Source organism: Aeromonas sp. Y293-4 (assembly GCF_027705905.1).
GTDB classification, from domain to species: domain Bacteria; phylum Pseudomonadota; class Gammaproteobacteria; order Enterobacterales; family Aeromonadaceae; genus Aeromonas; species Aeromonas veronii.
Window position 1 is genome coordinate 36,378 of record NZ_JAPDCI010000001.1, and the last position, 23,086, is coordinate 59,463.

Genomic DNA, 23,086 nt, shown 5'->3' on the forward strand with positions numbered 1-23,086 from the left:
TTGGCTGCCGGTTTTCTATTTGCGTAACAACAGCATCGCGCACTCCACAGGCCAGCAAATGACAGATCAGTCAGCGAGGGTGATACCCATCATGGTTTTTGCCATACAACCAGAACCGGGCGAGATCCTCATACCCTCTTGAATTCCTTATTGATATATTGGTTATATTCTGGAATGGAGTTCAGATTGATGAAGCAACACTACGTTTGCCAATTTAACCCGACAGAACTGGCCGCCACGCTGGCACCCTTGCAAGGAGGCAAGCTGACCATACTGCTGGCCGAACAGGATTGCGCACAGGTTCCCCTGTTGCAGCAGTTGTGCCGCGACTTCAACATCGTCCTGGATGGCGCCATTTTCCCCCAGCTGATCGGTGCGCAAGGATTGTTGCCGCAAGGGGCCTGGCTACTGCCCAGAGCCAACCCCTATCACGCCACACTGCTGCCCCTGACACCGCAGGCCAGCGCAGTATCCCTTGCCCACCGGATTGCGGAACAGGTGGAGAACATGCTGGCCACCTGGCCAACCCCTTCGCCGCCACCAACCCTGTTTCTGACCTTCGACAACCTCATTCCCAATATCGCCTCCATTCTGGATGCGCTTTATGTGCAGCTGGCCAATCGCGTCAACTATGCCGGCGCCAATGCAGGCAGCGGCAGCTTCACCCCCCTTGCCTGCCTGTTCGACAATCAACGGCAACTTGCCTACGGGGTCAACTGCACGCTGCTGCCCAGCAACAGCTTTCCCTTTCTGGAACATGGTTACCAACTCTCGGCCCAACCGATGCTGGCCACCAGCAGTGAAGCGAACAAGATTGCCTACATCGATTGGCAACCGGCCTTTCAAAAATATCAGGGGCTGATCCGCCAGCAATTCCAGCACACTTTGGTGCGCGAGGAGCTCTACCGTTTCGTGGTGCACATGCCACTGGGCCTGCTGCGGGCCAACGGGGATGTGATTGTCAGGATCCCCGTCGAGGCAAACGATGACGGCGCCCTGCTCTGCGCCGGCGAGGTAGCGGAGCACAGCATCCTCACTCTGCTGAAGGCACCAGAGAGTGCCACCGAACATGCCTGCTCACTGGCCAGGCGCCTCAACCAGCAACAAACCCTCACCCGGGCACACTTGCTGGAGGTCTACTACTGCGCAGGACGCCAGCTGCACTTCGACCAGCAGACGGTGACCGAGCTGCGCACCCTGCTGACCCACTCGGGGGCCGGCGATCTGGCAGGAGCCCTCTCCCTTGGGGAAATTGGCAGCGTGCGCCACGGGGATTACCCCCAATTTCATAACGGCGCCATTCTCTGTAACGGGGCATTGATATGAACAACGACCACGCCATGGCCATCGTCTGCGATCTGGCGCTCTGCATCGGGCGTGAAGTCACGCTGGATGCGCTGCTCACCAAGGTACTGCAACGCTTCATGCATCACTGCGCCACGCCAGTTGGCGCGGTATTGCAGCAACAACGGGAGGGATACAAGCTGCTCAAGGTGATCGGCGACGAGCAGCTGCGCCAGCACACCGGCACCACCCTGAGCCTGCCTGGGTGGGTCAGCGAGGAGGAGCACTGCCTGCTGCAACAGACGCTCCCCCTGCCGGGCAGCCGCCCCTACCAGTTTGCCTATCGGCTCAAGGTTGAAGGGGGTTATCTCATCTTGCTGCTCGCCCCCCAGCCACATCAGCAGATCGTACCGGTCTGCCATCTGTTCAGCCCGGTGCTCGGCAACCTGGCCCGCGCCATTTCCCTCTGCAAGGACAGCGAGCTGCTCGCCCTGCGTCAGCAGGCCGAACTGAAGGATCTGAAACACTTCAACGAATCCCTGCTCAAGGCCATCCCGATCCCGGTGTTCTACAAAGATATCGAAGGGCGATTTCTGGGCTGCAACCAGGCCTTCAATCAGGTGATCGGCATCGGCAAGGAGGCGCTGCTGGGTCGACGGGTCGAGGAGCTGCTGCCAGTCGGGCTTGCCGAGGCCTACAGCATGCGGGAAGCCGAGTTGCTGCGAAGTCGCCAGCCCCAGTGCATCGAACAGCAGTTGCATGACCGCAATGGCATGCGCTATCAGGTCATCTGTTTCAAGGATCTCTTCTATGACCATCAGGGGATGGTTGCCGGCATCATCGGCACCCTGGTCGACATCACCCGCCTCAAGGAGAGCGAGCGCCACCAGCGTGACCTGCTGTTCCAGACCATCAGTGCCCTCGCCAGCGCCATCAGCCACAAGGATCGCAACAGTGCGGGCCATGAGCTGAGGGTGCGCGATTTGGCACTGGCCATCGGGCAGGCCATGCAACTGCGGCAAGAGCGGCTGGATGCGCTGGGACTGGCGGCCATGGTGCACAATATTGGCCTGCTGCAGATCCCCACCGAGATCATCACTCGCCCCCGTGAATTGCGGCCGGTGGAGTTCTAACTGATCAAGCAGCACCCCCAGGCCGGCCACGATATTCTCAAACAGATCGACTTCCCCTGGCCCATCGCCACCATAGTGCTGCAGCACCACGAAAACCTCGATGGCAGCGGCTATCCGCAGGGGCTGGCGGGCAACGCCATTACCCTGGAGGCGCGCATTATCCGGGTGGCCGACTCGCTGATCGCCATGACCTCCCATCGCCCATTCCGCCGGGCCATGCCCCTGAGTGATGCCTTTGCCGAACTGACCCGCTATGCCGGGATCCATTACGATGAAAAAGTGGTCAACAGCTGTATCGTGCTCTGGCAGACCGGCTACCACTTCGGCCCTCCCATCAGTCAACTTGCAGACAAGGCGGGATAAGATGTCCGAACTCCTCACCTCCTGTGCACTCCCCCACCCACTGACCGATGCGCTCCCCTCCTCGGCGCTGTTGCTGACCCAGGTGATGGATCAGCTTCCCTATCGGGTGCTGCTCAAAGACACCCGATTCAGCTACATTGCGGGCAACCGCCTGCTGGCGGCGGATCTCGCCCTATCCCCAGAGGCACTGGTGGGCAAGAATGACTGCGACTTTTTTCCCCCCGAACTGGTACAGCGCTATCGGGAGGATGACGCCCGAGTCATGCGCGAGGGGATACACCAGCACATCGAAGAGCCCTATCTGAAGGGGGGAGAAGCCCGCTGGCTCAGCACCACCAAGTTTCCCCTGCGTGATGAGGCGGGGGTCATCGTGGGGGTCGGCGTCTTCTTCGAAGACATTACCGAGCAGAAGTGGCAGCAGGAGAAACTGCAACAGTACAGCTGGACCCAGCAGGCGATCAGCCGCGCCCACCACGCCCTGCTCAAACCGGGCGATGAGCCGCAACTGCTGCAGGATATCTGCGATGCCATCGCCGTCGATGACCGTTTTCCGCTGGTGGCAGTGCTGCAAGGCCAGCCCGAACTCGCCCACCCGCCGAGGATCGTGGCGCAGGCAGGCAGTGCCGATGCCTCGGAACAAACGCTGTGGTTGAACGATGAGGCCCTCACCCAGGCCATCCTCCACCAGCGGCGCCTCAATCAGGTGATCTTCCACGAGCGGCCCCATACCGGCCGCCACCCGTTGCGCTCCCGCCTGCTTATCCCCTTGCCACTGCAGGAGGATCAGGCCGGTGCGCTGATCATTCACAGCGACCAGCCGCGGTTGTTCAGCCAGGAGGAGGAGCAGCTCTTCATCCAGCTGACCGACTACCTCACCTATGGCCTGCAGGCGCGCCATACCCAGCAGGCTTATCTGCGCTCGCAACAGGAGAAGATCTTCCATGCCCGCCAGCTGGAGCTGGCACTGGAAGATGCGCTGGGTGCCATCGCCGCCGTGCTGGAGCAGCGCGATCCCTATACCGCTGGCCATCAGAAACATGTGGCCAAGCTGGCCCAAGCCATCGGCCGGGAGCTCAGGCTGGAAGAGAAGCGGCTGCGGGGGATCTATCTGGGCGCCATGGTGCACGATATCGGCAAGATCCAGGTACCGGCCGAAATTCTCACCAAACCGGAACGCCTCACGCCGCTGGAGTTCGAGCTGGTCAAGGAGCACCCCGCCATCGGCTATCTGGTGCTCAAGGATATCGACTTCCCCTGGCCCATCGCCCGGATGATCCACCAGCACCACGAGTATCTCGATGGCTCCGGCTATCCGCTGGGACTCAAGGGGGATGAGATCCTGCTGGAGGCCCGCATCCTCACCGTTGCCGATATCGTCGAATCCATGTCCTCGGACCGCCCCTATCGCGCCGCCCTCGGCATTCCCCAGGCCAGGGAGCAGATCATCCAGATGCGCGGCCATCAGCTCGATGAGGATGTGGTGGATGCCTGTCTGAGGATCCTCGACCGGGGAGACTTTATCCCCCAACCGCTCGGCAAGCAGTAACGACACGGATAAAAAAACCGGCCAATTGGCCGGTTTCTGTTTTTATGCGCTGGTGCTGTCTCTATTAACCCAGACGAACCCGTGCGTTGCGGAACATCCGCATCCAGGCGCCGTCCTCGCCCCAGTTGTCGGGGTGCCAGGAGTTGGCCACGGTGCGGAACACCCGCTCCGGGTGCGGCATCATGATGGTGGCACGGCCATCGGTAGTGGTCACGGCGGTGATACCGTTCGGTGAGCCATTCGGGTTGGCCGGGTACTGTTCGGTCACGCTGCCGCGGTTATCGACAAAGCGCAGCCCTACCAGACCGCTCTGCTGCAGTGCGTTCAGGTGAGCGGCATCACGCACCTCGACACGCCCTTCCCCGTGGGAAACGGCAATCGGCATCACCGAGCCTGCCATGCCGGCGAAGAAGGCCGACGGGGACTCCTGCACTTCCACCAGGCTGAAGCGCGCCTCGAAGCGCTCGGAGCGGTTGCGCACAAAGCGCGGCCACAGATCGGCGCCCGGGATGAGATCCCGCAGGTTGGACATCATCTGGCAACCGTTGCAGACACCCAGAGAGAGGGTATCGCCACGCTCGAAGAAGCGCTGGAACTGCTCGCGGGCGTTGTCATTGAACAGGATGGACTTGGCCCAGCCTTCACCGGCCCCCAACACGTCACCGTAGGAGAAGCCGCCACAGGCCACCAGGGTCTGGAACTCCTCCAGCTTGATGCGACCGGAGAGAATGTCGCTCATGTGCACGTCCACTGCCGCGAAACCGGCACGATCGAACGCCGCCGCCATCTCCACATGGGAGTTGACCCCCTGCTCGCGCAGCACGGCCAGACGGGGGGAGACCCCGCGGGCAATGTAAGGGGCTGCCACATCCTCGGACGGGTTGTAAGTCAGCTTGGCATGCAGACCCGGATCGGTGGCGTCCTGACGGGCCGCGTGCTCACTGTCGGCGCACGCCGGGTTGTCGCGCAGGCGCTGCATCTGCCAGCTGGTCTCGCCCCAGATGGTGCGAAGAGCGGTACGGCTGGCACGATAGACCTCCTGACCGCCCCGCTGCAAGGTGATGAGATCCCCTTCGCGCACGGTACCGAGCACATGGGAGCAGGCTGCCAGACCGTGACCGGCCAGCAGGGTCATCACCGCCTCTTTATCTTCACGACGCACCTGAATGACGGCGCCCAGCTCTTCGTTGAACAGCGCAGGTAGCAGCTCGCCGCCGATGCGATCGAGCTGGATGTCGAGGCCGCAGTGACCGGCAAACGCCATCTCGGTCAGGGTGACGAAGAGGCCACCGTCGGAGCGGTCGTGGTAGGCGATCAGTTTGCGATCGGCCACCAGCGCCTGAATGGCGTTGAAGAAGCCCTTGAGCTGGACCGGATTGTCGAGATCCGGCGCCTTGTCACCCAGCTGGCGATAGACCTGCGCCAGCGCCGAGGCGCCGAGGCGCTGCTTGCCATTGCCAAGGTCGACGAGGATAAGGTCGGTTTCACCGAGATCGATACGCAGTTGCGGAGTAACCGTGTTTCGCACATCCTCGACCCGGGCAAAGGCGGAGATGAGCAGGGAGAGCGGCGAGGTGACGCTGTGCTCCTTGCCATCCTGCTGCCAGCGGGTCTTCATGGACATGGAGTCCTTGCCCACCGGAATGGTGATGCCAAGGGCCGGGCAGAGCTCCTCGCCCACCGCCTTGACCGCCTCATAGAGACCGGCATCTTCCCCCGGGTGACCGGCAGCGGCCATCCAGTTGGCGGAAAGCTTGACCCGCTTCAGCGACCCGATGTGGGTTGGCGCCAGGTTGGTGAGCGCTTCCGCTACCGCCATGCGGGCAGAGGCAGCGTGGGAGAGCAGCGCCACCGGAGTACGCTCGCCCATCGACATGGCTTCGCCGTGATAGCTGTCGTAGGTGGCCGCGGTGACGGCGCAATCGGCCACCGGGATCTGCCAGGGACCAACCATCTGGTCGCGATTGACCAGACCGGTCACGCTGCGATCGCCGATGGTGATAAGGAAGGACTTCTCCGCCACGGTCGGCAGACGCAGAACCCGCTCGGCCGCATCACTCAAAGTGATGCCATCGAGCTGGAGCGCTTTGCCCTGTGCTGGCAGGGTCACCACGTCGCGGTGCATCTTGGGCGCCTTACCCAGCAGCACATCCAGCGGCAGATCGATGGGCTGATTGTCAAAGTGGCTGTCAGAGAGGGTCAGATGCTTCTCTTCGGTCGCGGTGCCGATGACGGCATAGGGTGCGCGCTCGCGCTCGCACAGCGCCTTGAACAGCGGCAGCTTGTCCTGCGCTACCGCCAGCACGTAACGCTCCTGGGATTCGTTGCACCAGATCTCCAGCGGGCTCATGCCCGGCTCGTCGCTCTGGATGGCGCGCAGATCGAAACGACCGCCACGCTCACCGTCGTTGACCAGCTCCGGCATGGCGTTGGAGAGACCACCCGCCCCCACGTCGTGGATAAAGACGATAGGGTTGTCGTCACCCAGCTGCCAGCAGCGATCGATCACCTCCTGGCAACGGCGCTCCATCTCGGGGTTATCACGCTGCACCGAGGCAAAGTCGAGATCTTCGGCTGACTGGCCGGAGGCCATGGAGGATGCGGCACCACCGCCCAGACCGATGTTCATCGCCGGGCCGCCCAGCACGATCAGCGCCGCGCCAACCGGGATATCCCCTTTCTGGACATGCTCGGTGCGGATGTTGCCGATGCCGCCCGCCAGCATGATGGGCTTGTGGTAGCCACGCACCTCGACGCCGTTGTGGCTCGGCACCTCCTCTTCGAAGGTACGGAAGTAGCCGAGAATGGCCGGACGGCCGAACTCGTTGTTAAACGCGGCGCCGCCGAGCGGCCCCTCCTGCATGATGTCGAAGGCACTGACGATACGGCTCGGCTTGCCGAAATCCTGCTCCCAGGGCTGCTCGAAGCCGGGAATGCGCAGGTTGGAGACGGAGAAACCGACCAGACCCGCCTTGGGCTTGGCACCGCGACCGGTGGCTCCCTCGTCGCGGATTTCGCCGCCGGAGCCGGTGGCTGCCCCCGGGAACGGGGAGATCGCGGTCGGGTGGTTGTGGGTCTCCACCTTCATCAGGATGTCGACCTGTTCCTGGTGATACTGGTATTCGCCGTTGGCCGGGCTCGGGAAGAAGCGGCCCCCCTGGCTCCCTTCCATCACGGCGGCATTGTCTTTATAGGCAGAGAGGACATGATCCGGCGTCTGCTCGAAGGTGTTCTTGATCATCTTGAACAGCGACTTGGGCTGCTGCTCGCCATCGATGGTCCAGTCGGCATTGAAGATCTTGTGACGGCAGTGTTCGGAGTTCGCCTGGGCGAACATGTAGAGCTCGATGTCGTTGGGGTTGCGACCCAACTTGGTGAAGTTCTCCACCAGATAGTCGATTTCGTCGTCGGCCAGCGCCAGACCGAGCGCCACGTTGGCTTCGGCCAGGGCTGCGCGACCACCGCACAGCACATCCACCTGGGTGAAGGGGCGCGGCTCGTGGTGAGCAAACAAGGCGGCAGCTTCGCTCATCTCGGCAAACACCACTTCCATCATCCGATCATGGAGCACGGCGGCAATGGCGCTGCGCTGGGCGGCACTCAGCTCACCCTGCCCCTTGATGGTCAGGTAATAGGCAATACCCCGCTCCAGCCGCTTGACCTGTTTCAGGCCGCAGTTGTGGGCGATGTCGGTTGCTTTGGAAGACCAGGGGGAGATAGTGCCGGGGCGGGGGGTAACAAGAAACAGCTGACCGCTGGGGGTGTGTTCGGGGATAGTCGGGCCGTAGCGCAAGAGCTGGCCCAAGGTCGCTCGCTCGGGGGGAGAGAGGGGGCTTGTCAGCTCGGCAAAGTGCACATACTCGGCATAGACATCCTCTATCTCTACTCCGCTCTCTACTCCACTCTCGTTTCTCATCTGTGCGAAGCGTTGCAGCAGTTTTTGGACACGAAAATCAGACAGTGCTGGGGCACCACGCAAGATATCCATATGACCTTTCTCACCAAGTTTTAAAGTGGGGGGGAATTGAGACGCGCGTATTATAGGGATCTGGCTCACAGCGGACAAACGTTTTTCTCACTTCGTGCAGTGTGACTCTGCGCACACTCTCTGGTATAAAGGTGCCTCTTTTTTGACAAATGCCGATTTTTTCAACAAAGGTACTCACCTACTTGCGCTGCATTTTTCGACTGTTTATCGGGCTGTTGTTGACGCTGACACTGGTTGGCTGCGACTTCTATAGCCCCTCCAGCCAGCTGGAGCAGATCCGCCAGCGAGGCGAGATCCGGGTTGGCACCATCTATGGTCCCACCTCCTATTACCAGCGTGACGACCTCGCCCAGGGGTTCGATTACGAGCTGGCGCAAAATTATGCCGACTGGTTGGGGGTGAAACTCACCATCATCCCGGTCGACACCACTGACCAACTGGTCACCCTGCTGAAAAAGGGCAAACTCGATCTGGCGGCTGCCGCCATCATGGTCACCCCCGAACGGCGCGAGCTGTTTCGCTTCGGCCCGGGCTTCTACCAGGTCTCTCCCAAACTGGTCTACCGCAACGGCAAACCCAAGCCTGCCTCATTGAACGATATCAAGGGCAAGCTGGTGGTGGCCGCCGGCTCCACCGGTGAAGATCTGCTCAAAGAGATGAGCAAAGAAAATCCGAAACTAGCCTGGAGCACCAGCGACAACGCCGATGTGGAGGAGCTGCTCAAACAGGTGGTGGATGGCAAGATTGACTACACGGTGGTGCAGGATACCGTGCTGGCCCGTACCCAGCGCTACTACCCGGAGCTCACCGAGGGGCTGACCCTGGCCCAGAAGCAAACCGTTGCCTGGGCCATGAGCAAGCTGCCCGATGACAGCCTCTATGCCAGCGTGATCGACTTCTTCGGTCAGCGCTTTATGGATGGTGCCATCGCCAAGCTGGACGAGAAGTACTTCGGCCACGTGCAGAACTTCGACTTTGTCGATACCCGCACCTTCCTCAAGCGCGCCAAGAGCCTGCTGCCCAAGTACCAGCCGCTGTTCCAGACTCACGCCAAGAATATCGACTGGCGTCTGCTCGCCGCCATCAGCTATCAGGAGTCCCACTGGGACCCGCAGGCCCGCTCCTACACCGGCGTGCGCGGCATGATGATGCTGACCGAGCCCACCGCCAAGGCGATGGGAGTCAACGACCGGCTTCATCCGGAAGAGAGCATCAAAGGTGGCTCCCTCTATCTGCAACAGATGATGGAGAAGGTGCCGGATTCTGTGCCCGATGACGAGAAGGTGTGGTTTGCCCTCACCGCCTACAACATCGGTTACGGCCACATGATGGACGCCCGCCGCCTGACCAAAGAGCTCGGCAAGAATCCTGACGCCTGGAGCGACGTGAAAGAGGTGCTGCCGCTGCTGCAGCAAGCGCGCTGGCACCGCAAGGTACGTTACGGCTATGCCCGTGGCAGCGAGGCGCGCAACTATGTCAACAACGTGCGCCAGTATTACCAGAGTCTGCTCTGGCTCGACAACGAGCAGCAGAAGGCACATCAGCGGGAGAGTCTCGACAACGACAGCGAGCCCGAGCTGGCCGAGCGCCCCACCGCCATCGCCGAAGTGGTCAATCAAATCACCATGCGCTAACCAGCCATTATTCGGCTGTTTTCACGCAAACTTCTCTGTTACCATCGATTCACATCGGAGCCTATCCGAAATCGCAATGTTTTCATTATGTTGAGAGATTAAATAACAGCAATTTCGGATGGGCTCCATCAATGACCCAAGGCCGGGATGGCCACCTGAGTTGGGAGGAGACCAAGATGCAAAAACGTAGAAAAATCAGTCTGGTCAGAAAAGCGAAGTGCAGCTGGAGCCCCAGACGCAAACTCAAGCTTAATGACATCAAGCGCAATCTGTGGCGCAGAAATCGATCCTATACCCTGCTTATTGCAGAGCACACAGCATAAACCCGGCATTAGCCGGGTTTTTTATCTTCTTTCTAACCTGAATATCGTCTTACACCAGCGCAGCCTTGAACTGCACCGTCCGCTTGGAGATCAGCGAGTTACAGTGGTTGCAGAAGTAATCCACCGCGCCGCACGCCTTGAGACGCTCCAGCTCCTGTTGGCAGGTGGGGCAGATGGCCGTAACGTGAACGTTAGCCTGGCACTGGCCACAGGTTTGCTCCTTGCTGCGGGTATCCAGTTCAGCCTGGCATGACGGGCAAAGCAGGGCTTCCATAATCAACTCCTCGAAAAGTGGATCTGCCATGGTCTGGCTCCATGGCAGATCCCCCTCCCCTTATTCCTCACCTAAACATGGCGAGGATAACAAAGCGGCTGCCGGTGAGGGCAGCCGCAAGGACTTATTTCTTCTTCATTTTCAGCAGGCGTTTGCGCTGACGTTCCTGACTCAGGGTCATGGTGTTCTTCTTGCCTTCAAACGGGTTGACCGACTCCTGGAACTCGACCCGGATCGGCGAACCCATGATCTTGAGGGACTTGCGGAAGTAGTTGATCAGATACCGCTTGTAGGAGTCCGGCAAGTCGTTCAGCTGGTTGCCGTGGATCACGATGCGCGGCGGGTTGTAGCCACCGGCGTGGGCATACTTGAGCTTGACGCGGCGACCATTGACCATCGGCGGCTGGTGATCTTCCTGCGCCATCTGCATGATGCGGGTCAGCATGGCCGTGCTGGTACGACGGGTGGCGGACTGGTAAGCCTCCTGAATGGATTCAAACAGATGGCCGACACCGCTGCCGTGCAGGGCGGAGATGAAGTGGACGCGAGCGAAGTCGATGAAGCCCAAGCGACGATCCAGCTCGTTCTTCACATCCTCTTTCACCTTCTGATCCAGACCATCCCACTTGTTCACCACCAGCACCACGGAGCGACCGGCGTGGAGCACATAGCCAAGGATGCTCAAGTCCTGATCGGTGATGGTCTCCTGGGCGTCGATCACCAGCAGGCAGACGTTGGCATCTTCGATGGCTTTCAGGGTCTTGATAACGGAGAACTTCTCCACCGTCTCGTGCACCTTGCCACGACGACGCACACCGGCGGTGTCGATGACCACATACTTCTGCTCGTCACGCTCCATCGGAATGTAAACGGAGTCACGGGTGGTGCCGGGCATGTCATAGACGATGACCCGATCTTCACCCAGCATACGGTTGGTCAGGGTAGATTTACCGACGTTGGGACGACCAACGATGGCGAACTTGATAGGCAGGTCGGCGAACGGGGTCTCCTTGGTGTCCTCTTTGGTATCGAGTTCACCGGCAGCCACCATGCGCAGCAGGGCTTCTTCGTCGAAGTCCTCCTCTTCCTCATCCTGCGCATCTTCATCGGTAGCGGAGTCGACCAGGGTCTCCAGATGGGGAGCCAGGGCCAGTTCCAGCAGGCTCAGCACGCCACGACCGTGGGCGGCCGCGATCTGGTAGACGTCACCCAGCGCCAGACCGTAGAACTCGGAGACCGCGGAATCACCGTCGATACCATCGGTCTTGTTGGCCACCAGAAATACCTTTTTGTGGGCCTTGCGCAAGTGCTCGGCGATGGCTTGATCCGCCGCGGTCAGACCGGCACGGGCATCCACCATGAACAGCACGACGTCCGCTTCTTCGATGGCCAGCAGGGATTGCTCGGCCATCTTCAGCTCGATCCCCTCTTCGGTGCCATCGATACCACCGGTATCGACCACGATAAATTCCAGCTCGCCCAACTTCGCCTGACCGTATTTACGGTCCCGGGTCAGACCGGGAAAATCGGCAACCAGGGCATCCCGAGTACGGGTCAAGCGGTTAAACAGGGTGGATTTCCCCACGTTGGGGCGGCCCACCAGGGCTACTACAGGAGTCATAAAAGCCTCATTCTCAAGACGACAAAGGCTCCGGGTCCGAAGACCAGGAGCCGGATATTCACATTATCGGACGATCAAGGACGCTTGAGGGCGTACAACTTGCCGTCACGGCTCTGCACATACAGGGTCTCGCCATCCACCAGCGGGGCGGCGTAGAGACCACTGCTATCGAGCTGCTGCATCGCCTTGATGGTACCGTCGGTACGATCAAGCCAATACAGGTATCCTTCCACATCACCCACCACCACATAGTCACCGAAGATGACAGGTGCAGTGACGGTACGATTTTCCAGCTGGGTGTTTGACCACAGCTCCAGACCGTTGCGACGGTCGATGGCAAACAGATGGCTGCGACTGTCGGTCAGCACGATGGCATTGCCGGTCATCGCCAGATCGCGATAGCCGGAATACTTGCGCTTCCACACTTCATCGCCGGTCATCAGTTTGCGCGCCATCAGCTGACCGTTGTAGGCGATGGCATAGAGCTCATCACCGGCGATCAGCGGGCTGGCATCGACGTCAACCATGCGGTCCAGCTCGGTGGCACCGCGCGGATCAGCCACCTTGGACTGGCGCACAGGCTGGCCGTTGCTCAGCAGGGCGATGCCCACCTTGCCATCGGCACGACCGTAAATCACGGCGCCGTTGGTGATCACCGGTGCACCGGCACTGCGCAGGGTCAGCGGCGGCTGCTCTTCGGAGAGCGACCACTGCATCTTGCCTTCATCAGTGTCGAGGGCGATCAGGCGACCGGAGGTGGTCAACACCACCACGCGGCCATCTTCCACCGCGGGGCTTGCCACCACTTCGCCGGGCACATTGGTCTGCCACAGCACTTCACCGTTCTCTTCGTTCAGGGCGTAGACCACCCCGTTCTCGGAGCCGAGGAACAGCTTGCCGTAACGGGAAACCAGACCACCCGAGAGGCGGGCACTGCGCTTGTCGGCGTTGACCGGCAGGTCGGCCAGATCGACGGTCCAGAGGCGATCGCCACTGGCACGGTCAAAAGCGCTGACATCGCCGTCGCGGGCCGCCGCATAGATACGATCCTCTTCCACCACCGGCTTGAGCTGGGAGTAGAAGTCACCGATGCCATCACCCACAGTAGATGACCATGCGGTGTCGGCAGTGAAGGCAGATTCAACCTTAGGCAGCGGCGCCATCGGGTTGAGATCCTCTTCGGAACTGAACAGGGAGCAACCCTGCAGAGCGAAGGAGACCGCAGCCCCCAGCGCCACCATCTTGAATAGATTACGCATCCGGTGCCTCACCAGTCGCAACGGCCGGCAGGGCCAGATCGTCCATTTTCAGCTTGAGCTCGGCGCTACCCTGCAGGCCGCCGGCATCCGCCGCTGCCTGATAGGCATCACGAGCCTCTTCGGTCTTGCCCTGCTTTTGCAGCACATCACCACGGGCTTCGGCTACCTGCGCCTTGAAGGCCTCATTCTGGATGGTTGCCAGCTTGGCCAGCGCTTCATCTGCCTTGCCCTGATCATTCAGCACACGGGCCAGACGCAGCGCCGCGATGGGACTAATGCTCTCGTCACCCGTGGTCGCCACCAGCTCCAGCTGCTCGGCAGCCAGATCCAGCTTGCCCGCCTTGACGGCAGCGGCAGCCAGTTGCAACGCAGCCAGCTCACCGTAGGAGTCACCCTTGTTGGCAGTGACAAACTGCTGTGCCTGCTCGAAACCGGCGGCATCGCCCTTGGCCAGCTGCTCAATCACCTGGTTGTAAGAGTGGGAGGAGGCCTCCATGGTCTCTTGCTGGTGCTGGTTGTAATAGCGCCAGCCAAACAGACCGACCAGACCGATCACGGTCCCGGCAATCACCGATGTTCCGTTCTCTTTCCACCACTCCTTGATAACCTCAACCTGTTGTTCTTCGGTGGTATAGACTTCCACAGCTTACTCTCCTTTGGCTGCCAGCAGGGCAATGGCGGCGTCAACCTTGACGGTCTGTTGCTCGGCCTGACCACGCAGATATTTGATAGTGATCTCCCCGTTTTGCACCTCGGTCTCACCAAGGATCAGGGCGATTGCCGCGCCGCTCTTGTCGGCACGTTTGAGTTGTTTCTTGAAGTTGCCACCACCGCAGTGGCTCATCAGACGCAAGTCCGGCAGGGCATCACGCAGACGCTCGGCCAGCTGGAAGCCAGCCTGCTCGGTCCCCTCGCCCACCATCGCCAGATAGACATCCACCGCCGGGCGGATATCGGCGTTGAGCTCGAGAGTTTCCAGCATCAGCACCAGACGCTCCATGCCCATGGCAAAGCCCACGGCCGGGGTCGGTTGACCGCCCAACTGCTCTACCAGACCATCGTAGCGGCCACCGGCACAGACGGTGCCCTGGGCACCCAGACTGCTGGTGACCCACTCGAACACGGTCAGGTTGTAGTAGTCAAGACCACGTACCAGACGCTCGTTCACTTCGTATTTGATACCGGCAGACTCGAGCAGGCGCTTGAGCCCCTCGAAGTGGGCCAGGCTCTCTTCGCCCAGATGGTCGAACAGACGCGGGGCACCCGCCAAAATGGCCTGCACCTTTTCATCCTTGGAGTCGAGCACCCGCAGCGGGTTACTGTACATGCGGCGCTGGCTCTCTTCGTCCAGCTGCTCCTTGTACTGCTCCAGATAGGCCACCAGCGCATCGCGGTAAGCGGCACGCTCGGCGCTCTGACCCAAGGTGTTGAGCTGCAGGGTGACATGCTCGCTGATGCCAAACAGACGCCACAGACGGTGGGTCAGCATGATCAGCTCAGCGTCAATGTCCGGCCCGTTGATGCCAAACAGCTCGACACCGAACTGGTGGAACTGGCGATAACGGCCCTTCTGGGGACGCTCGTGACGGAACATGGGGCCCATGTACCACATCCGGCGTTCCTGGTTGTAGAGCAGACCGTGTTCGATACCGGCACGGACGCAGCTGGCGGTCCCTTCCGGACGCAGGCTCAGGCTGTCGCCGTTGCGATCTTCAAAGGTGTACATCTCTTTTTCGACCACGTCGGTCACTTCACCGATGGCGCGCTTGAACAGATGAGTCTGCTCGACAATCGGCATGCGCACTTCGCTGTAGCCATAGCTGGCAACGACCTGGCGCAGGATCTGTTCAACCTTCTGCCATACCGGGCTCTGCTCCGGCAGGCAATCATTCATACCGCGAATAGCTTGGATCTGTTTTGCCACGTTGATACTCGAGAAAAAGAGGTAAAATTTGGCCGCATTATAGGGATTTTCCCCCCCAAGGTAAAATCAGGGAATCCGGATGCGGGATTTAAAATCAGTCACCTGGAAAAAGGGCCACCCAATGTGGCCCTGTTTCGCTCACTCCTTGTCCATCGGGATCCGGTTGGCGGGATCCAGCATGGCGGCGCGGGCGCGAATGCGGCGCTCCAAAGTTGGAATGAGATCCTTGTTGTCGAGCCGATCGACCCGCTGGCCCCCTTCATAGAAGGCACTCTTGTTAGCGGCACCGGCCAGACCAAGGTCGGAGACCAGCGCTTCGCCCGGGCCATTCACCACACAGCCGATGATGGAAACATCCATCGGGGTGATGATGTCTTCGAGCCGCTCTTCCAGTGCATTGACGGTAGCGATCACATCGAACTCCTGCCGTGAGCAGGATGGGCAAGCGATAAAGTTGATGCCACGGGAGCGAATGCGCAGGGATTTGAGGATATCGAAACCGACCTTCACCTCCTCCACCGGATCCGCCGCCAGCGAGATACGCAGGGTATCGCCGATGCCGTCGGTGAGCAGCATGCCCAGACCAATGGCAGACTTCACCGCGCCGGCACGGAAACCGCCCGCTTCGGTGATGCCAAGGTGCAGCGGCTGCTCGATCTGCTTGGCCAGCAGGCGATAGGCACCGACTGCCAAGAACACATCGGAGGCCTTGACGCTCACCTTGAAGTCCTGGAAATCGAGGCGATCGAGATAGTCCACGTGACGCATGGCGGACTCTACCAGCGCCTCTGGGGTCGGCTCGCCGTACTTCTCCTGGATATCTTTCTCCAGCGACCCGCCATTGACCCCGATACGGATCGGGATATTGAGGTCGCGCGCGCAATCGACCACCGAGCGCACCCGCTGCTCATTGCCGATGTTGCCCGGGTTGATACGCAGGCAGTCGGCACCGTACTCGGCCACTTTCAGGGCGATGCGATAGTCGAAGTGGATATCGGCGACGATGGGAATGCGGGTCTGCTGTTTGATCAGCCGGAAGGCTTCCGCCGCTTCCATGGTGGGCACGGAGACACGGACGATATCGGCACCGACCCGCTCGATCCGCTGGATCTGCTCGATGGTGGCGGCGACATCTGTGGTCTTGGTGTTGGTCATGGTCTGCACGGTAATGGGGGCATCGCCCCCAACCGGTACATTACCAACCATGATCTGTCTGGATTTACGACGAATGATGGGTGATTCGTGAGAAGACATGGGAAACAGATTACTCCTGCGGCAGTGAGAAGCGGGCTGTACGACCGTTGTTGTAACGGCTCATATCAAACGACTGACCCTTGTAGTCAAGCTTGACGGCCATGGGCGCGCCAATGATGAACTTCAGGGGCTCGGCGCCTTCCAGCACCAGCTCGTCGTTGGCCTTCTTCAGACCACTGAACAGGGTCTTGCCGTTGGCATCCTTCACATCCAGCCAGCAATCGGCGGTGAAGCTCATCTTCAGTTGCGGCGCAGTCGCCGGATCAACGACAACCTCTTCAGATTCAGTGCCATTGGCGCCGGATACCGCTGCATCGGTCGCAGTGCCGACAGCCGCACTGACATCGGTCGGGGCAACAACAGCCGCAGAAGCAGGCGCCAGGGTAGCAGTCGCATCGGAGACCACCGCAGGGGCAATCACGTCCGTGGCGGCCGGTGCGATGGCAGCGCCTTCGGCCGGAGCGGTGTTGATCGCATCGGGCGGCGTGATTGCAGGTTCAGCTGGAGTCGAACCGGTTGCACTCATCTCGGTGGCTGCCAGCGCCTCATCACCGGCGGAGCGACGGGAAGTACTCTGCCACCACCAGGCGACCGAGAGCGCAATCAACACCAGGATCACCAGCCAGGTCACCACCTTGAGCCGACTGTCGTTGGCTTGCTGGCGGGAGCGACGGGAGAAGCTCTGCATGTCGATATTGTCGGGAGGAGTCAGACCCAGCTTGTCGTAAGCGGCCAGAATGGTCTCGTCGGGGATCCCGACCAGCTTGGCATAGGTACGCAGATAGCCCCGAATAAAGGTATGGGAGGTGTGCTTGTCGTAGGTATCCGATTCGATAGCGGCGATCAGGGTCAGACGAAGGTGAATGCGGGACGCAACCTGTTCTCGTGTCCAGCCAAGCTGTTCACGGGCGTTGCGCAGCAATTGGCCTGGGCCTACTGCCTGGGAGTCGTCTTGGAAATCGTGTTGCTGTTCAATAGTCATTGGCTAAATAACGCTTGGCTTGTTGCGAAGTGGGATATTGCCTTACCAGCTCAGTCCCGAATTGGTGAAGTAATGCCGGCTTGTCCATCGCCTGTGCCAGCCGAAGTCTCAACCAGAGACTCTCCTCGTTCTCGTCTGACACATCGGCAAAACGGGCGAGGTAGGACTGCACATCAGGCAGCTTGCCATCTTTCATGGAAAGCTCGGCCAAGTCCAGCAATAACCCTGGATTGCGGGGATTATACCCCAAGGCCAGGCGATAGTACTCGCCTGCTTTATCATTTCTGCGATTTTGCAGCGCACAAAGTGCCGCATTTTCATAGGTATCGGCAATTTTTACGTAACCTGGCTGAATAACAGCCTGGTTGAACGCCTGATCTGCCTCGGCATACCTGCCGCGATCACAGAGGAAGGCACCATAGTTGTTCATTGCGTCAGCATTGGACGGATCCATGGCAAGGGCGTTCTTGTAATGGGTCTCGGCTGCCTTGAAATCTCCTACCTTCTGGTAGAAGTAGGCAAAACCGATCTGGATCTGGGGGTTGGAGGGGTCATACTGGAGGGCGCGGTCAAGATTGAACTTGGCCTGCTCGGCATTGCCCTGACGCAGGTACTGTATACCCAGGTCGAGGCGGGTTTGGGCAGCCGCCTTGAGGTCAGGACCCACTTCACGCTGGGTCGAGTTCTGGCCAGCGTAAGTGGTCTCGGTCACACAGCCTGGCAGCGCGCAGAGCGCTGCCACTACGATCAATGTACGTGTATCCATTCCCTGTCTATACAATGGCTTAGCATTTAAACCATTTTGACGGAAATCCCATCCTGTTGCATCCGATTTTTGATAGTTCGCTTGGTACGGTCAATCACGTCACCCACCAGCTGACCACAGGCGGCATCGATGTCATCACCACGGGTCTTGCGGACAATCACGGTGAAACCGTACTCCATCAGCACCTTGGAGAAGCGATCGATACGGCTGTTGCTCGGCTTGCCGTAAGGGTTGCCCGGGAAGGGGTTGAACGGGATCAGGTTGATCTTGCTCGGAGTGTCCTTGAGCACCTTGGCCAGCTCGTGAGCATGCTGCATATCGTCATTGATATGATCGAGCAGCACATACTCGACGGTCACCCGACCACCGTTGGCATTGGATTTGGCCAGGTAACGACGGACACCGGCGAGGAACTCCTCGATGTTGTACTTGTCGTTGATCGGCATGATCTCTGAACGCAACTTGTCGTTCGGGGCGTGCAGGGAGATAGCCAGCGCCACGTCGATCTGGTCACCCAGCTTGTCCAGCGCAGGTACCACGCCAGAGGTGGAGATGGTCACCCGGCGCTTGGAGATGCCAAAGCCGTAGTCATCCATCATCAGACGCATGGCGGGCACCACATTGGCGAGGTTGAGCAGCGGCTCGCCCATCCCCATCATCACCACGTTGGTGATGGGACGCTTGCCACCGACCACGCGGGCCGCACGCCACACCTGACCGATGATCTCTGAGACTTTCAGATTGCGGTTGAAGCCTTGTTGAGCCGTGGAGCAGAACTTGCACTCCAGCGCACAGCCAACTTGAGAGGAGACGCAGAGGGTCGCGCGGTCATCTTCCGGGATGTAGACGGTCTCGACCTCCTGATCGCCCACCTGCAGAGCCCACTTGATGGTGCCATCGGTAGAGCGCTGCTCGCGGCTGATCTCGGGCGCCTTGATCTCGGCGATCGCCTTGAGGCGCTCTTTGAGCACCTTGTTGACGTTGGTCATCTGATCGAAATCATCACACCCAAAGTGATAGATCCACTTCATGACCTGATCTGCCCGGAATGGCTTCTCGCCCAGTTCGACGAAAAAGGCACGCATGGCATCCCGATCAAGATCCAGCAGGTTGATTTTTGTTTCGCTCATCAATGGCCTCAGTTCAAACACTTCATCAATTATTGGCTGACGACGTCAGGGGGCGGCATTGTACAAATAATGGGTCTGGCTTTCCACCTGGAGAATAGAGGGATATTGCGTAAACGGCGAAAACAACAAAGGGAGCCGAGGCTCCCTTGGGTCATCATCCACAAAAATCAGCCGCGCGGGCAGATCTCGTTGTCAGAGAAGAAGTAGGCAATTTCGCGGGCAGCGGATGCAGGTGCATCGGAGCCATGCACTGCGTTGCGATCGATGCTCTCGGCATAACAGGCACGCAAGGTACCAGCCAGCGCCTCTTTCGGGTTGGTAGCACCCATGATCTCGCGATTGCGACGGATGGCGTCTTCCCCTTCCAGCACCTGCACCATGACAGGGCCAGAGGTCATGAAGCTGACCAGATTGTCATAAAAAGGCTTGCCCTGATGCTCGGCATAGAAACCGGCAGCCTGTTCACTGCTCATGTGCAGCATTTTGGATGCCACCACTTTCAAGCCTGCGCTTTCGAAACGGCTATAGATGGCACCGATCAGGTTCTTGCTGACAGCATCCGGTTTGACGATAGAGAAGGTACGTTCGATGGCCATTGATATCTTTCCTTAACTACAGAGTTTTATTGTTAGAATCCATGTTCGCTGGCGATTATACGTAAACAAAAACCGGAAAAACACACAAACAAGCAACTTTTTATTAAACATCACTCCCTTGCAATCAACATCCACACTCATCTTGACCGAGCAGAGCCAGAAAATATGTGCGCTTGCGCACGATAGTTACCTTAAGCCGCCAAAACCCCATCTTTTGTTCACAATTCGAACAGCATGAAAAAGGCACCCGAGGGTGCCTTGTCTCGCCTATTTGGCTTCCGCCAGCAAGGCCCGCGCTATGGTGCGCATCCCCAGGGTATTGGCCCCCGGCGCCCAGAGGGCATCGCCGTTGTCACTGAAGCAGGCGGCCAGATCGATATGCAACCAGCCCATCCCTTCGTTGGCAACGAAACGGGAGAGGAAACCCGCCGCGTTGGAGGCGCCACCCGGCCCGCCCCCCTTCACCGGACGGCTGTTGGCCGTGTCGGCGTAATGGGAAGGGCACTGCTGGCGGTGCCAGGGCTCCAGCGGCAGCGGCCAGGCAGGCTCATGCTCGGCATCGGCATAGGTCATGGCCCGGCTTACCAACCCTTTATCGAGGCCTAACAGAGCATTGTAGCGCCCACCCAGCGCCATCACAGCAGCGCCGGTCAGGGTCGCGGCATCGATGATCAGCGGTGCGCCGGACTCGCTCGCCAGTTGCAAGCCATCGGCCAGTACCAGCCGCCCCTCGGCGTCGGTATTCACAATCTCGACCGTGGTGCCGTTCTTGTAGGTGAGGATATCCCCCAGCTTGTAGGCGTGGCCGGAGACCAGGTTCTCGGCGCAGCAGAGAATAAGTTTCACCCGCTTGTCGAGCCCACGCAGCATGGCCAGCGCCAGCGCACCGGTAACAATCGCCGCACCACCCATGTCGCACTTCATAGTGAGCATCCCCTCGGAGCTCTTCATGGAGTAGCCGCCGGAGTCAAAGGTGATCCCCTTGCCCACCAGCGCTGCCGCTACCGGCGCCTTGGGGTCACGCCCCGGGTTGAAGTCGAGCTCCAGCAATACCGGTTCGCGCGCACTGCCGCGGCCCACCTGGTAAAGGCCGACCCAGCCCGCCTGTTGCAGCGCTTCGCCTTTCAAAATGCGATGGCTCACCTTGTCCGGCGCCAGCTCGGTAATAAAGGAGGCCGCTTCCACCGCCAGCTCCAGCGGGCCCAGCTGCTCCGGGGTGGCATTGGTCATCTCGCGCACCCAGAGGCCACAGAGCCAGCGCGCTTCCAGCTCCTCTCTGTCCTCTTCCGAGGACATGGCCCACTGCAGTTGCACCTCCACCTTGGGCGTTTGCAGCCCTTGGGCAAAAGCCCACTGCTGTTCACGCTCCCAGTGACCAGCCAGGGTCACTTTCTGGATCCCCTGCTGGCAGAGGCGACGGGCCGCCTGCTGGATATCGAGCAGCGGATTAGCCGTCACCAGATGGATCACCATGCCGTCGGCACGGTGAGAGAGCAGCGCCCCCTCCCCCCACTCGGCCGGTGCAAATTCACGACTCAGCCAGACATTCATACGGTCACCTCCTGCAGCCAGCGGGCGATGGTACGCAGACCGTGCCCCTTGGCGCCGGTCGCCCAGAGATCGTTGCCCGATTTCTGATAAGAGGCTGCCAGATCCAGGTGCACCCAACCCTTGCCCTCATCACGCACGAAGCGGGAAAGGAACGCAGCAGCCGTGGTGGCACCGGCCGTGCCTTCTGCCGAGGCGACGTTGCCCAGATCGGCAAAGGCCGAGGTGAGCTGGCTGGCATGCCAGGGCTCCAGCGGCAGCGCCCACGCCTGTTCGTTTTCCACCTTGGCGGCGGCCAGCGCACGCAGCTGTTCGGTCTCATCGAGGGCAAACACCGCATTGTAGTCACGCCCCAGCGCCATCTTGGCGGCGCCGGTCAGGGTGGCTGCGTCAAGGATATAAGCCGCACCGCTGTCGGAGGCCGCCATCAGGCCATCGGCCAGCACCAGACGACCTTCCGCATCGGTGTTCTGGATCTCGACCGAAACCCCATTCTTGTAAGTGAGGATGTCGCCCAGCTTGAAGGCGTGGCCGGAGACCAGGTTCTCGGCGCAGCAGAGAATGAGCTTCACCCGCTGGTTCAGACCGCGGCTGATAGCCAGCGCCAGCGCGCCGGTCACCATGGCCGCGCCGCCCATGTCGGACTTCATCGGCAGCATGTTGTCAGAGGACTTCATGGAGTAGCCACCGGAATCAAAAGTGATCCCCTTGCCCACCAGCGCCGCCACCACGGGCGCATTGCGATCCCCGGTCGGGTTGTAGTCGAGCTCCAGCAGCACAGGCTCGCGCTCGCTGCCACGGCCAACCGACCAGATCCCGATATGACCGGACTCGCGCAGCGCTTCACCGGCGGTGATGCGAGCTGTAACCTGATCCCCGGCGATACCACGAATGAGCAACAGGGCCGATTCCGCCAGACTCATGGGGTAGATCTCTTCCGGACAGCCATTGGTGATGTCACGTACCCAGCGAGCCGCCTTGAGCAGCGCATCCAGTTCACGGGCTTCCGCGTCGCTCTGCTGGCCAAAATCCAGTTCACGCGCACCCTTGGCGGCGTAGAAACCCTGGGCGAACGCGTAGCGACGCTCCAGATCCCAGCCTTCACCGGCCAGCATCACCCGCTTGATCCCGCTCGATTCGAGGCGACGGGCGGCGCGCTGAACGGTGCGCAGAACATCCTTCTCCTGACCCGCGGCACCAAGATGGATCAGTGCCTCGTCGCCATTGAAACTGAGCTGGGCGCCCTCGCCCCAATAGGCGGCCGCAGCCTGGGTGGATAACGCTACCTTCATCATGTCAGCCATCGTGTTTGCTTCCTTTTTACTGGCACTATGTATAAGCACTCTTTATGGGAAAGAGCTTATTGGCAAAGAGAGAATAACGAATACAAAAAAGGCCGTGCCCCCGAGGGTCACGGCCTTCCACCATATCACCGAAGCACCACAGGATGCTGCACGTGCA

General features: G+C 60.1%; 16 protein-coding genes and 1 pseudogene. 4 read left to right on the forward strand and 13 right to left on the reverse strand.

Features of this window, described 5'->3' with window-relative positions:
• The first annotated feature begins 189 nt into the window (after positions 1 to 189).
• From OKC31_RS00140 to OKC31_RS00155, 3 genes and pseudogenes are all read left to right on the forward strand, one after another.
• Complete coding sequence (locus OKC31_RS00140) at positions 190 to 1,326, forward strand: FIST C-terminal domain-containing protein (protein ID WP_270655873.1); 1,137 nt, start codon at positions 190 to 192, stop codon at positions 1,324 to 1,326.
• Positions 1,323 to 2,780: pseudogene (locus OKC31_RS00145) on the forward strand (HD domain-containing phosphohydrolase). Before OKC31_RS00140 ends, OKC31_RS00145 begins: the two are co-directional and overlap by 4 nt.
• A 1-nt stretch (position 2,781) precedes the next feature.
• On the forward strand, positions 2,782 to 4,326 hold the full coding sequence (locus OKC31_RS00155) for an HD domain-containing phosphohydrolase (protein WP_270655878.1): 1,545 nt from the start codon (positions 2,782 to 2,784) through the stop codon (positions 4,324 to 4,326).
• A gap of 64 nt (positions 4,327 to 4,390) precedes the next feature.
• Here OKC31_RS00155 and purL read toward each other — a convergent pair whose 3' ends face one another.
• Positions 4,391 to 8,314 (reverse strand): phosphoribosylformylglycinamidine synthase, encoded by a 3,924-nt coding sequence (purL, locus tag OKC31_RS00160; RefSeq protein WP_270655881.1) that lies wholly within the window; start codon positions 8,312 to 8,314, stop codon positions 4,391 to 4,393.
• 149 nt (positions 8,315 to 8,463) lie between these two features.
• On the opposite strand from purL, the gene mltF reads away from it, so the two are divergent.
• Positions 8,464 to 9,948: a membrane-bound lytic murein transglycosylase MltF gene (mltF, locus tag OKC31_RS00165; RefSeq protein WP_005344877.1), complete on the forward strand. Its 1,485-nt coding sequence runs from the start codon at positions 8,464 to 8,466 to the stop codon at positions 9,946 to 9,948.
• A gap of 372 nt (positions 9,949 to 10,320) precedes the next feature.
• On the opposite strand, the gene OKC31_RS00170 is transcribed toward mltF, so the two are convergent.
• From OKC31_RS00170 to pepB (OKC31_RS00225), 12 genes are all read right to left on the reverse strand, one after another.
• Positions 10,321 to 10,545: a zinc ribbon domain-containing protein gene (locus OKC31_RS00170; RefSeq protein WP_139442116.1), complete on the reverse strand. Its 225-nt coding sequence runs from the start codon at positions 10,543 to 10,545 to the stop codon at positions 10,321 to 10,323.
• Between the two features lie 124 nt (positions 10,546 to 10,669).
• Positions 10,670 to 12,166: a ribosome biogenesis GTPase Der gene (gene der, locus OKC31_RS00175; RefSeq protein ID WP_270655882.1), complete on the reverse strand. Its 1,497-nt coding sequence runs from the start codon at positions 12,164 to 12,166 to the stop codon at positions 10,670 to 10,672.
• A gap of 74 nt (positions 12,167 to 12,240) precedes the next feature.
• Positions 12,241 to 13,425, reverse strand: a complete 1,185-nt coding sequence (gene bamB, locus OKC31_RS00180) for an outer membrane protein assembly factor BamB (protein WP_005333796.1) — start codon at positions 13,423 to 13,425, stop codon at positions 12,241 to 12,243.
• Entirely contained in the window at positions 13,418 to 14,068 is a 651-nt protein-coding gene (locus OKC31_RS00185) for a YfgM family protein (RefSeq protein ID WP_270655883.1), read from the reverse strand. Before OKC31_RS00185 ends, bamB begins: the two co-directional genes overlap by 8 nt.
• A 3-nt stretch (positions 14,069 to 14,071) precedes the next feature.
• A complete protein-coding gene (gene hisS / locus OKC31_RS00190; protein WP_005351051.1) occupies positions 14,072 to 15,349 on the reverse strand; it encodes a histidine--tRNA ligase in 1,278 nt (425 codons plus the stop codon).
• Between the two features lie 138 nt (positions 15,350 to 15,487).
• The gene (ispG, locus tag OKC31_RS00195) at positions 15,488 to 16,603 is read right to left on the reverse strand and encodes a flavodoxin-dependent (E)-4-hydroxy-3-methylbut-2-enyl-diphosphate synthase (protein WP_005333801.1); all 1,116 of its coding nucleotides are present in this window, start codon (positions 16,601 to 16,603) and stop codon (positions 15,488 to 15,490) included.
• A 10-nt stretch (positions 16,604 to 16,613) separates the two neighbouring features.
• Positions 16,614 to 17,585, reverse strand: coding sequence for a cytoskeleton protein RodZ (gene rodZ, locus OKC31_RS00200; RefSeq protein WP_270655886.1), 972 nt, complete (start codon positions 17,583 to 17,585; stop codon positions 16,614 to 16,616).
• A complete protein-coding gene (gene tapF / locus OKC31_RS00205; protein ID WP_085943024.1) occupies positions 17,575 to 18,366 on the reverse strand; it encodes a PilW family type IVa pilus biogenesis/stability lipoprotein TapF in 792 nt (263 codons plus the stop codon). Before tapF ends, rodZ begins: the two co-directional genes overlap by 11 nt.
• Before the next feature lie 11 nt (positions 18,367 to 18,377).
• Positions 18,378 to 19,481 (reverse strand): bifunctional tRNA (adenosine(37)-C2)-methyltransferase TrmG/ribosomal RNA large subunit methyltransferase RlmN, encoded by a 1,104-nt coding sequence (locus OKC31_RS00210; protein ID WP_270655888.1) that lies wholly within the window; start codon positions 19,479 to 19,481, stop codon positions 18,378 to 18,380.
• Positions 19,482 to 19,648: 167 nt separating this feature from the next.
• A complete protein-coding gene (ndk, locus tag OKC31_RS00215) occupies positions 19,649 to 20,077 on the reverse strand; it encodes a nucleoside-diphosphate kinase (protein WP_005333805.1) in 429 nt (142 codons plus the stop codon).
• 267 nt (positions 20,078 to 20,344) lie between these two features.
• Entirely contained in the window at positions 20,345 to 21,628 is a 1,284-nt protein-coding gene (gene pepB / locus OKC31_RS00220) for an aminopeptidase PepB (RefSeq protein ID WP_270655890.1), read from the reverse strand.
• The gene (pepB, locus tag OKC31_RS00225; protein WP_270655892.1) at positions 21,625 to 22,929 is read right to left on the reverse strand and encodes an aminopeptidase PepB; all 1,305 of its coding nucleotides are present in this window, start codon (positions 22,927 to 22,929) and stop codon (positions 21,625 to 21,627) included. The genes pepB (OKC31_RS00220) and pepB (OKC31_RS00225) overlap by 4 nt, the downstream gene beginning before the upstream one ends.
• Positions 22,930 to 23,086 lie beyond the last annotated feature (157 nt).

Bases quoted from the DNA above. Each gene is read 5' to 3' on its own strand.
- OKC31_RS00140 (WP_270655873.1), top strand. From the start codon at position 190: ATGAAGCAACACTACGTTTGCCAATTTAACCCGACAGAACTGGCCGCC.
- OKC31_RS00155 (WP_270655878.1), top strand. From the start codon at position 2,782: ATGTCCGAACTCCTCACCTCCTGTGCACTCCCCCACCCACTGACCGAT.
- purL (WP_270655881.1), bottom strand. From the start codon at position 8,314: ATGGATATCTTGCGTGGTGCCCCAGCACTGTCTGATTTTCGTGTCCAA.
- mltF (WP_005344877.1), top strand. From the start codon at position 8,464: ATGCCGATTTTTTCAACAAAGGTACTCACCTACTTGCGCTGCATTTTT.
- OKC31_RS00170 (WP_139442116.1), bottom strand. From the start codon at position 10,545: ATGGAAGCCCTGCTTTGCCCGTCATGCCAGGCTGAACTGGATACCCGC.
- der (WP_270655882.1), bottom strand. From the start codon at position 12,166: ATGACTCCTGTAGTAGCCCTGGTGGGCCGCCCCAACGTGGGGAAATCC.
- bamB (WP_005333796.1), bottom strand. From the start codon at position 13,425: ATGCGTAATCTATTCAAGATGGTGGCGCTGGGGGCTGCGGTCTCCTTC.
- ispG (WP_005333801.1), bottom strand. From the start codon at position 16,603: ATGTCTTCTCACGAATCACCCATCATTCGTCGTAAATCCAGACAGATC.
- rodZ (WP_270655886.1), bottom strand. From the start codon at position 17,585: ATGACTATTGAACAGCAACACGATTTCCAAGACGACTCCCAGGCAGTA.
- OKC31_RS00210 (WP_270655888.1), bottom strand. From the start codon at position 19,481: ATGAGCGAAACAAAAATCAACCTGCTGGATCTTGATCGGGATGCCATG.
- ndk (WP_005333805.1), bottom strand. From the start codon at position 20,077: ATGGCCATCGAACGTACCTTCTCTATCGTCAAACCGGATGCTGTCAGC.
- pepB (WP_270655890.1), bottom strand. From the start codon at position 21,628: ATGAATGTCTGGCTGAGTCGTGAATTTGCACCGGCCGAGTGGGGGGAG.
- pepB (WP_270655892.1), bottom strand. From the start codon at position 22,929: ATGGCTGACATGATGAAGGTAGCGTTATCCACCCAGGCTGCGGCCGCC.